This window comes from Thiolapillus sp. (assembly GCF_048562965.1).
In the GTDB taxonomy this organism is placed as follows: Bacteria; Pseudomonadota; Gammaproteobacteria; order Chromatiales; family Chromatiaceae; genus Thiolapillus; species Thiolapillus brandeum_A.
In genome coordinates, this window is the sequence record NZ_JBHNMF010000081.1 from 1 (window position 1) to 9,881 (window position 9,881).

The window sequence follows — 9,881 nt, forward strand, 5'->3', positions numbered from 1 at the left end:
GAGGCTTCCGCAATAAAGAGCGGTTTGCCAATGCCATTTACTTCCATCTCGGCGGGTTGGATCTTTACCCTGATGGGATTACTAGATGATGGGCGCCCACTCAATCAGGGGAAGAGCCGAACGTACTATCGGACGATCGACGGAACGGGCCTTCGCCACTAACAAGGTCATAAAGAATACCTACCTGCTGCTGTCAGCCACGCTGATCTTCAGCGGCATGATGGCTATGCTTTCTTTGTATCTGGCCGTCCCCCTGTGGACTTACACTGCATCGGTAATCGTTGCCATGCTGCTGGGCATGTTCGTGCTGCCCCGCACCGCTGAGAGCACAGCCGGTCTGGGCGTGATATTCGCCATCACCGGTCTCATGGGATTCGGACTGGGCGCCGTCATCAGTCTGTACCTGCAAATGCCCAACGGCCCCCAGACCGTGAGTCTTGCTCTCGGCGGAACCGGTATCATCTTCCTGGGACTGTCGGGATACGCCCTCAGCAGCCGTCGCGACTTCAGTTTCATGGGCGGATTCATCTTTGCGGGCATGATGGTGATGATGGTGGCTGTACTGGCCAATATCTTCCTGCAGATTCCGGCGCTGCAACTGGCTATCGCTTCCGGATTTATACTGCTGATGAGCGGGTTCATCCTTTTTCAGACCAGTCAGATGGTGCATGGCGGTGAAACCAACTATATCCATGCCACCTACGGTCTGTATCTGTCGATTTTCAATATTTTCATCAGTCTGCTGCAGATTCTCGGCATCTTCGGCGACGACTGATCCGGGGAAACCCAAAAAAAATACCCCGGTTCAATACCGGGGTTTTTTTATGGTCGGAACCGGCAAAACAGAATGCCGGCTCTCCATGACCATCCATCTCGGGAATGCAGATACAAAGGACGATACGAATGAATATATGGTTACAAATAGGCAGCGCCGTTGTCGTGGTGCTGATGCTGGTCTTTCTCTACCCCGCCGCCAAGCACTGGCTGACCAACGGCCCCAAAGCCAAAAAAGGCGACTGGCAGGCTGCCGCCATCCCTCTGCTACTGGTAGTGGGCTTCGTAATCCTGCTGATCATGATGGTCAGATAGCAGCAATCAACTTCATTCCGCCCATGTAAGGCCGCAGCACGTCAGGCACCTCGATACTGCCGTCCGCCTGCTGGTAGTTCTCCAGCACTGCAACCAGGGTACGCCCCACTGCCAGACCGGAACCGTTTACCGTATGCAGCAGTTCAGGCTTGCCGGTTTCCGGGTTGCGCCAGCGCGCCTGCATCCGCCGCGCCTGGAAATCCAGGAAGTTGGAACAGGAAGAAATCTCCCGATACTTGCCCTGCCCCGGCAACCAGACCTCCAGGTCGTAGGTTTTGGTGGAACTGAAACCCAGGTCGCCCGTGCAAAGCGTAACCACACGATAGGCCAGCCCAAGCTTCTGCAGGATGCTTTCCGCATGCGCGGTCAGTTCCTCCAGCGCCCTGAAGGAATCCCCGGGACGAACGGCCTGCACCAGCTCCACCTTGTCGAACTGATGCTGGCGGATCATGCCACGGGTGTCCTTGCCGTAGGCGCCGGCTTCGGAACGGAAGCAGGGGGTGTGGGCCACCACCTTGAAAGGCACGGCATCCGCATCGAGAATCTCGTCCCGCAAAAGGTTGGTCAGGGGTACTTCGGCCGTGGGAATGAGGTAGTAGTCCTGCTCTCCCTCCAGCCTGAAAGCATCCTCGGCAAACTTGGGCAGCTGCCCGGTGCCGGTCATGCTGTCCGCATTCACCATATAGGGCACATAGGTTTCACGGTAACCGTGTTCCGTGGTGTGCTGATCCAGCATGAACTGGGTCAGCGCGCGATGCAGACGCGCCATGTTGCCGTGCATGACGGTGAAGCGCGAGCCCGTAATCTTGGCCGCGGCCGCAAAATCGAGGCCGCCCACGGCCTCACCCAGGTCCACATGGTCTTTCGGCTCAAAATCAAAAGAAGGAATATCACCCCAGGTACGCTCTTCGCGGTTGTCTTCTTCATCCTCTCCATCCGGCACGGAATCATCCGGCAGGTTGGGCAGCCCCATGAGGATATCCCGTAGCTGTTCCTGCACCTGTTTCCGGTCATTCTCGGCGTCCTTGAGTGCATCACCGAGGCTGGTGACTTCGTCGAGCAGGGGCTGAATGTCTTCACCCGCCGCCTTGGCCTTGCCGATTGATTTCGAACGGGTGTTGCGCTCGTTCTGCAGCTCCTGCGTACGTACCTGCAGTTCCTTGCGCCGGGTTTCGAGTTTTTCGATGGCCAGCGTGTCGAGCGCCATACCCCGCCGCTTCAGTGTATCGGCCACTTCCTGCAGATTGTTGCGTAACAGTTTCGGGTCCAGCATGTCAGTCGCTCAGGTTGGTGCGGGCAGGCCAATAGACCAGGTGCCCGGGTTCGAGTAGGGTTTTCAGGTGCTTGATGACGGAGTCCATCTTTTCCGGACGATCGAAAAACTCGATCACCACCGGCATATCCAGCGACAGATCCAGCAGGGAAGCGGTGTGCATCTTACCGGAACGGCCGAAGCCTGCAACTCCCCGAAAAGCCGTCACTCCCGCCACATGCTCCTCATTGTGCAGATAGTTCAGCATCTTCTTGAGCTTGTGCTCTCCTTCGGTGCAATAAATGCGCACCATGGTCACTTCATCGGTCATAACTGTCTCCCAAGGATGACACCCAGCCAGGCCGCAGCTACGCAGACAACAACGCTGCCGCCCGCATTGAGCAGCGCCTTGCTGATCTGCACTTCCTCGATCAGGTTGAAGGTTTCGATGGAAAAGGTGGAAAAAGTGGTGAACGCGCCGAGAAAGCCGATGAGCAGAAAGGCCCGCAATTCCGGGCCGCTGGTCAGGCGATCCAGCAACAGCACATAGAGTGCTCCCATGGCGAAAGAGCCCAGGACGTTGACCATCAGGGTTCCCCAGGGAAACCCACGCCCCAGCCAGGCGTATGTAGCGGTGGATACCCAGTAGCGCATCAACGCGCCAAGAGCACCTCCTGCAGCAATGGCAAGTGCTTGCATTCTGTATTCCGGTTCGGGATAAAACTGCTGCCTATTCTACACTGCCATCACCGGCTGCAGCATCCAGTTCCCGCAAATGCGCCAGTTTTTCCGCAATGCGGATTTCCAGCCCCCGGCTGACCGGATTGTAGTAGCGTGCCTCCTGCAGTTCGTCCGGAAGATATTGCTCACCCGCAGCATAGGCTTCCGGTTCGTCGTGAGCATAGCGGTAAGCCTTGCCGTAACCCAGCTCTTTCATCAGTTTCGTGGGTGCATTGCGCAGATGAATGGGCACCTCCAGTGAGCCGGTTTCCCTGGCATCCCGCATGGCAGATTTAAAAGCCATGTACACGGCATTGCTCTTGGCGGCACAGGCCATGTACACAACGGCCTGGGCGATAGCCAGTTCACCTTCGGGACTGCCCAGGCGCTCCTGCACCTGCCAGGCGTTCAGCGCCAGCTCCAGGGCTCGGGGATCGGCATTGCCGATATCTTCCGAGGCCATACGCACCACACGCCGTGCAACGTACAAAGGGTCACAACCACCATCGAGCATGCGGCACAGCCAGTACAGCGCACCATCTGGGGATGAACCCCGCACGGATTTGTGCAGTGCGGAAATCTGATCGTAAAAAACTTCGCCACCCTTGTCGAAGCGCCGTACCTGGCCGGCGCATACTTCGGCGATGACATCCGAAGAGATCTTTCCTTCCTCTGCCAGTCCTGCGGCGCTCTCCAGCAGGTTCAGCGCGCGGCGGGCATCACCGTCGGCCGCCTGGACGATACGCTGCAGGTCATCCTCCGCTATCTGCAATTGCTCTTTCCCCAGGCCACGCTCAGTATCCTGCAGGGCGAAGTGAAGCACTTCCAGCAACTCGGGCTGGGTGAGGGACTTGAGCACATACACGCGCGCCCGGGACAGCAGGGCATTGTTCAGTTCGAAAGAAGGATTTTCTGTGGTGGCGCCCACGAACAGGAAAGTGCCATTCTCCACGTGAGGAAGGAAGGCGTCCTGCTGGCTCTTGTTGAAGCGGTGAACTTCGTCGATAAAAAGAACCGTACCCTGCCCGTTTTGCGCTTTTGTCTGCTGCGCCTGGGTCACTGCCGCGCGGATATCCTTCACCCCTGCCAGCACGGCAGAAAGCGTATGAAAGGCGTATCCGGAAGCATTGGCCAGCAGGCGGGCGAGCGTGGTCTTGCCCGTACCCGGTGGTCCCCAAAAGATCATGGAGTGGAGCTGGCTCTTCTCTATCGCCAGCTGCAACGGCTTGCCTTCACCCAGGATATGAGACTGCCCGCGGTACTCGCTCAAGCTGCGCGGACGAATGCGATCGGCCAGGGGGCGTCCGGCAAGATCGTCCATCGCAAACAGGTCATCCGGGGTCATTGATCGAGGATATCGTATCCTGGCGGCGGCACGAACCTGAACAGGCTGTCATCCAGTGGAGGATTGCGCTGCAGATTGAAGAAATCGAAACGGCTGACCTGGCCGAACCGGTCCGCCATTTCCATACGCGCCAGTTTATCGCCTTCGAAAGCCAGCAGAATCTGTTCAAACTGACTGTCTTCCTTTTTGGGGATCAGCTTCAGCCATCCCATGCCCATGCGCTGGCCCAGGTCCTTGATCTCGAAATCCTTGTCCAGATCCAGTGCGCTGGCGAACAGACTGGCAGGCGTGCCTTCCAGTGCGGCTTTCTGGGAGCGCTGGCTGACCTGCTGAATGTCTTCCTCGACCAGCCAGATGGTCTTGCCATCGGCAATGATGTAACGCGGGTACTCTCCCTCGTAAACCCAGCGGAAACGCTCGGGACGGGAGAGATAGAAAACACCACGGCTGTGGCTGACCTGGTCGGTTTCGGTGTTGATGAGTTCCTGACTGAATTCAGCCTTGAGGGTCTTGAGGCCATCCAGAAAGCTTTCCAGCTGCTGCCGGACATCAGCCATCAGTGTGTTGCTGGTCAGCAGCAACATCAGCAACAAAAGCATTCTTATCATCTGCAACGGTCAGTCCTCGGGTGGCGGTGGCGCCAGCACTTCCCGGTTGCCCTTGCTGTCGGGTGTACTGACAACGCCGATGCGCTCCATTTCCTCGATCATGCGGGCAGCACGGTTATAGCCGATCTTGAGCCGTCGCTGCACGCCGGATATGGAGCCACGGCGGCTTTGGGTGACGATCTGTACCGCCTCATCGAACAGGGGATCGGCATCTTCCGTATCCACACCGGCGGCTTCAGGAGATAGACCCGGAATGGCCTCGGTTGGTTCCTGGAGGATTTCCTCCAGGTAGTTGGCCTGGCCTGCCGCCTTGAGGAAATTCACCACACGATGCACCTCTTCATCCGAAACGAATGCACCGTGGGTACGCTGGGGAATGCTGGTTCCCGGTGGCAGATAGAGCATGTCGCCATGCCCCAGCAGGTGCTCGGCGCCCATCTGGTCGAGGATGGTACGTGAATCGATGCGTGAGGAAACCTGGAAAGCCACCCGGGTGGGGATATTCGCCTTGATCAGGCCGGTAATGACATCCACGGATGGCCGCTGGGTGGCCAGCAGCAGGTGAATGCCCGCCGCCCGCGCCTTCTGCGCCAGGCGGGCGATGAGCTCTTCCACCTTCTTGCCCACCACCATCATCATGTCCGCCAGTTCATCGATGACCACGACGATATAGGGCATGTGCGTCAGATCAGGCGCAGTCTCCGACTCATTTTCCGTCAGACCGGTCGGATCGGGTTTCCAAAGGGGATCGGGAATGGGCTCACCCGCCTTTTCTGCATCCCTGATCTTCTTGTTGTAGCCGCCGATACCACGCACACCCAGGGCGGCCATGAGGCGATAACGGCGTTCCATCTCGCCCACGCACCAGCGCAGGGCATTGGCCGCTTCCTTCATATCTGTCACCACCGGGGTAAGCAGATGGGGAATGCCTTCGTAGACGGACAGTTCCAGCATCTTCGGATCCACCATGATGAGGCGCACTTCGTCTGCCCTGGCCTTGTACAGCAGACTCAGGATCATGGCGTTGATGGCGACCGACTTGCCCGAACCTGTCGTGCCCGCGATCAGCGCATGGGGCATCTTCGCCAGGTCTGCAACCACCGGACCACCGGAAATATCCTTGCCCAGCACCAGCGTCAGTGGCGACCGGGAATGGTCGTAGGCTTCCGAACACAGCACCTCGCTCAGATACACCATTTCCCGGTGCTCGTTGGGAATCTCCAGGCCGATGGTGGGCTTGCCGGGTATCACCTCCACCACCCGCACGGAAATCACCGACAGGGAGCGCGCCAGGTCCTTGGACAGGTTGCTGATCTTGCTTGCCTTGGTGCCCGGCGCCAGTTGCAGTTCAAACAGGGTGACCACCGGACCGGGATGCACCGCCACCACTTCCACGGCAATGCGGAAATCCTCCAGTTTGCGCTCCACCAGGCGGGAAAGGGCTTCCAGGGCCTCTTCCGAATAGCCATGCTCGGTGTGCCTGGGTTCATCCAGCAGGGACAGCGCAGGCAGCTCTGAATTGGGCTCCGGCTCTATCAGGGTCATCTGCTTTTCTTTCTCGACCCGTATGCTGGGAACAACCTTGGTCACTTCCGGCTCGATCTTCGGCGGCTTGCGTTCCCTGATACGTTTCTGTTCTTTTTTCAGTGAATCGGAACGCGCCTGCCGCATTTGTTTGGCGGTCTTGGCTTCACTTTTCCTCTCTACAAAGGACCGGGTCAGGCGACGGAAACCATTGAGAACCAGTCCGCCGATACCATCCATCACCGCAAGCCAGGATATACCGCTGAACAGGGTAAAGCCGATAAGGAACAGGGCCAGCAGAAACAGGCTGCCGCCTGCGGAACTGACCACCCCCACCAGCATGGACTGCAGTGCCTGACCCAGAATGCCACCGGGTCCTTCGGGCAGGCTGGTCTGCATGCTGATATGCATGGTGGCAAGCCCGCTTCCTGCCATCAGGGTGATGAAAAAACCCAGCCAGCGGAAGATCAGAAGCTGATAATCCACCTCCTTGCTGTCCTGCCGGTCACGAAACAGCAGCCAGCCACTCCACAGAATGATGATCGGCACCAGATAGGCGAGATAGCCGAACAGGGTGAGCAGAACGCTGGCAAACCAGGCACCCGCAGGCCCTCCCATGTTCCTGGGCGTTTCTCTTGCACCCACAAAAGACCAGCCCGGATCTTCCGGTGAAAACGTGAGGAGGGACAGGAAGAAATACGCGCTGATCGCAAGAAGCAGCAGAAAGGCTCCCTCTTTCAAACGTTTACTTAGGGTTTGATGCACAGTAGTTTTTATAAAATCAATATGTTATGGAAAAATTCTAGAGTATTTTAGCAGATATTCCGGCCAGAGGTATTGCTGACCTGTCCTTTCCTTTCAGGCGCAGGCCGGATGGCATCAGCGGTTCAGGGCCTGCACCGCGTTGGCCAGCACCACGGGATCGTGATGCCCCTGGTAGATTGGCAAGGGTTTCTTACCGGTGTCGAACAGGCCATAAACAGCCATTTGCGCGCAACGTACGGAATACTCAACGGTGAATACACAATCGTGAGGCACCTCGGCAAACTGCCCCAGGAAGGCAAAGTTGCGGGCGCCATCGGGCAATACCCTGGGACGGTCGCCCGGCTTCCTCGGCATGAACAGGCTGTCGATGAAAGGCATCATCACCGGCAGACAGATCACCTTGCCGGCATCCACCACGGGTTGCATCAGATCCGCAATCTTCAGGTGATGCCAAAGCTCCTCCAGGATCTCCCGTCCGGAGCATTCGGACATTTTTTTCTTTACATGATTGCCTTCGCGATCCGGGTAGAGACCATAACCCCAGAAGACTTTCACCTCGTCCGGCTGATTGGCGAAATGGGGCTGCGCCGCAATGACGATGGACATAAGCCAGTTGGAATCAGTAAAGGTCACCAGGCCGCCGGTACCGGAAACATTGCCGGTGAATTTCTCCATGTGATCGTGGAATACCGAATCCCTGAGGGTGATCGTGAAAGATTCCCATTTCTGCAGATCCACGTTGTTACAGAACACACCGGGATTGCCGAAATCCTCATGCTGTGCCGCTATCTTCTCCCACAGTTTCCAGGCGCCGGATTCTGCCTTTCCGTACAACACCGGCGGCGCATCCATGGACCCGGTATCCGCCGACTCCACGATAGAGCCGTTGGTGATGAACACGCAGTCCTCTTCATCCAGCATGATCTGCTTTTCTTCACCCTCCACGAGATAGTGGATGACCCTGGCCCGCTTGCTGTCGGCGGCCGGGTCGAATTCGATATCGATGACCTGGTGGCGCATCTCGAATTGCACCCCCTTGTCTTCCAGCCAGCGGCGCAGCGGCAGCACCACGGAATCATACTGGTTGTATTTGGTGCGCAGGATCTTCTCCAGCCTGTTCATACCCGGCAGCAAGTGAATGAAACGAATGAAATAGCGGCGCATCTCCGCCAGGCTGCTCCATTTCTGAAAGGCAAACATGCTGGTCCACAGCAGCCAGAAATTGGTTTCGAAGAAATGCTCCGAGAACCAGTCCTCGATACGCTTGTCACCCAGGATGATCTCCGGCGCGAACCACAGTTTCAGCATGGCCGCCTGATCCCCCTTGCTCAGGCCATAGGATGACACATCCATGATCTCGCCAGCACGCATCAGGCGGGCCCTGGCATTGGAAACATACTTTACGTTGAAGGCCTTGCACTCATCGGTGACCGATACCTCAGGATCTTCCAGAGAGGGGATATGGGACAGCAGATCCCAGTAGCAGACATAGTGATCCTCGTGCATGCGCCCGCCGCGGATGAGGTAACCTTCCGATTCCTCGCCGGAACCGTCCAGCGCGCCGCCGGCGATGTCCCGCTGTTCCATGACATGAATCCTGTTTCCTTCCACACCGGCATCCTTCACCAGGTAGACCGCGCTGGCCAGAGAAGCGATGCCGCTGCCCACCAGATAGATATTTGCCTTGTTTGCGTCGCGCTTTTCCATTTGTGCCATTCCTCTTTCCATCAATTGGGAGTACCCGAGTATAATGCATCCATTCTACCGCTCAACCCGGGCCTTCCCATGCTGTCACGATTGCGGCGATACCGAACCCTGAAAACCCTGCGCCACCACGGGCTGCCTGATCATCTCTGGCGGCGGCTGCGTAAGCAGCTCTTTCTGCTGCACAACCTGAGTACCCGGGAAGCGGTTGAACTGCGCGAACTCACCACGCTTTTGTTGCATGAAAAGGCCATTCATGGCGTACAGGGCCTGGAGATGACACTGGAAATGCGTGCGGTGATCGCCAGCCAGGCCTGCCTGATGATCCTGGAACTGGATTTTTCCAGCTTCAAGGGCTGGAAAGAACTGATCGTGTATCCCGGCGCCTTAAAGGTGCAACGCACGGTAACCGATGAATTCGGCATCTCTCACGAACAGGCATCACCCCTCAGCGGCGAATCCTGGCAGAATGGCCCTCTGATCCTTTCCTGGGACGATGTCGAACGGGACAGTTACCGGCGTCACCCCGGCAGTCATGTCATCATTCACGAATTCGCTCACAAGCTGGATGCGCTGAACGGACGGGTCAACGGTATGCCGCCTCTGCATCCTGACATGCCCGTGGAGAAATGGAGCAAGACTCTCAGCACTGCCTATGAACATCTGCAACAGCAGTTGTACAAGAGAAAACAAAGCATCAATCCCTATGCTGCCACCAGCCCCGCAGAGTTCTTTGCCGTACTCAGTGAATATTTTTTGTAACTACTCACCCCTATCAGCATAGAGCTGTCCCGAAAAGGCCATTTGAATGGCGACCAGCGGATTGTATCCCTGATTTGCCATGGTCTGCAGGTAACTGGAGATGCGGCAATAG

10 protein-coding genes are annotated in these 9,881 nt (G+C 57.3%); 3 read left to right on the plus strand and 7 right to left on the minus strand.

What is annotated here, in order from left to right:
* The first annotated feature begins 88 nt into the window (after positions 1-88).
* Both ACOCD2_RS06560 and ACOCD2_RS06565 read left to right on the plus strand, forming a co-directional pair.
* Positions 89-775 carry a Bax inhibitor-1/YccA family protein gene (locus ACOCD2_RS06560; protein ID WP_293646029.1) on the plus strand — a complete coding sequence of 229 codons (687 nt, stop codon included), beginning with the start codon at positions 89-91 and terminating at the stop codon, positions 773-775.
* A 128-nt stretch (positions 776-903) separates the two neighbouring features.
* Positions 904-1,089, plus strand: a complete 186-nt coding sequence (locus tag ACOCD2_RS06565; protein ID WP_293646015.1) for a hypothetical protein — start codon at positions 904-906, stop codon at positions 1,087-1,089.
* Here the strand turns inward: ACOCD2_RS06565 and serS are convergent.
* From serS to ACOCD2_RS06600, 7 genes are all read right to left on the minus strand, one after another.
* Entirely contained in the window at positions 1,082-2,362 is a 1,281-nt protein-coding gene (gene serS, locus ACOCD2_RS06570; protein WP_293646017.1) for a serine--tRNA ligase, read from the minus strand. The genes ACOCD2_RS06565 and serS overlap by 8 nt on opposite strands.
* A 1-nt stretch (position 2,363) precedes the next feature.
* A complete protein-coding gene (locus tag ACOCD2_RS06575; protein WP_293646019.1) occupies positions 2,364-2,672 on the minus strand; it encodes a DUF190 domain-containing protein in 309 nt (102 codons plus the stop codon).
* Positions 2,669-3,040: a fluoride efflux transporter CrcB gene (gene crcB, locus ACOCD2_RS06580; protein ID WP_293646021.1), complete on the minus strand. Its 372-nt coding sequence runs from the start codon at positions 3,038-3,040 to the stop codon at positions 2,669-2,671. Before crcB ends, ACOCD2_RS06575 begins: the two co-directional genes overlap by 4 nt.
* A gap of 31 nt (positions 3,041-3,071) precedes the next feature.
* Positions 3,072-4,406, minus strand: coding sequence for a replication-associated recombination protein A (locus ACOCD2_RS06585; RefSeq protein WP_293646023.1), 1,335 nt, complete (start codon positions 4,404-4,406; stop codon positions 3,072-3,074).
* Positions 4,403-5,014 (minus strand): outer membrane lipoprotein chaperone LolA, encoded by a 612-nt coding sequence (gene lolA / locus ACOCD2_RS06590; RefSeq protein WP_293646031.1) that lies wholly within the window; start codon positions 5,012-5,014, stop codon positions 4,403-4,405. Before lolA ends, ACOCD2_RS06585 begins: the two co-directional genes overlap by 4 nt.
* 9 nt (positions 5,015-5,023) lie before the next feature.
* Positions 5,024-7,324: a DNA translocase FtsK gene (locus ACOCD2_RS06595; RefSeq protein ID WP_293646033.1), complete on the minus strand. Its 2,301-nt coding sequence runs from the start codon at positions 7,322-7,324 to the stop codon at positions 5,024-5,026.
* A 93-nt stretch (positions 7,325-7,417) separates the two neighbouring features.
* Complete coding sequence (locus ACOCD2_RS06600; RefSeq protein WP_305800207.1) at positions 7,418-9,010, minus strand: oleate hydratase; 1,593 nt, start codon at positions 9,008-9,010, stop codon at positions 7,418-7,420.
* Between the two features lie 78 nt (positions 9,011-9,088).
* Here ACOCD2_RS06600 and ACOCD2_RS06605 point away from each other — a divergent pair, with 78 nt between their 5' ends.
* Complete coding sequence (locus tag ACOCD2_RS06605; RefSeq protein ID WP_293646027.1) at positions 9,089-9,769, plus strand: zinc-dependent peptidase; 681 nt, start codon at positions 9,089-9,091, stop codon at positions 9,767-9,769.
* Positions 9,770-9,881: the final 112 nt, after the last annotated feature.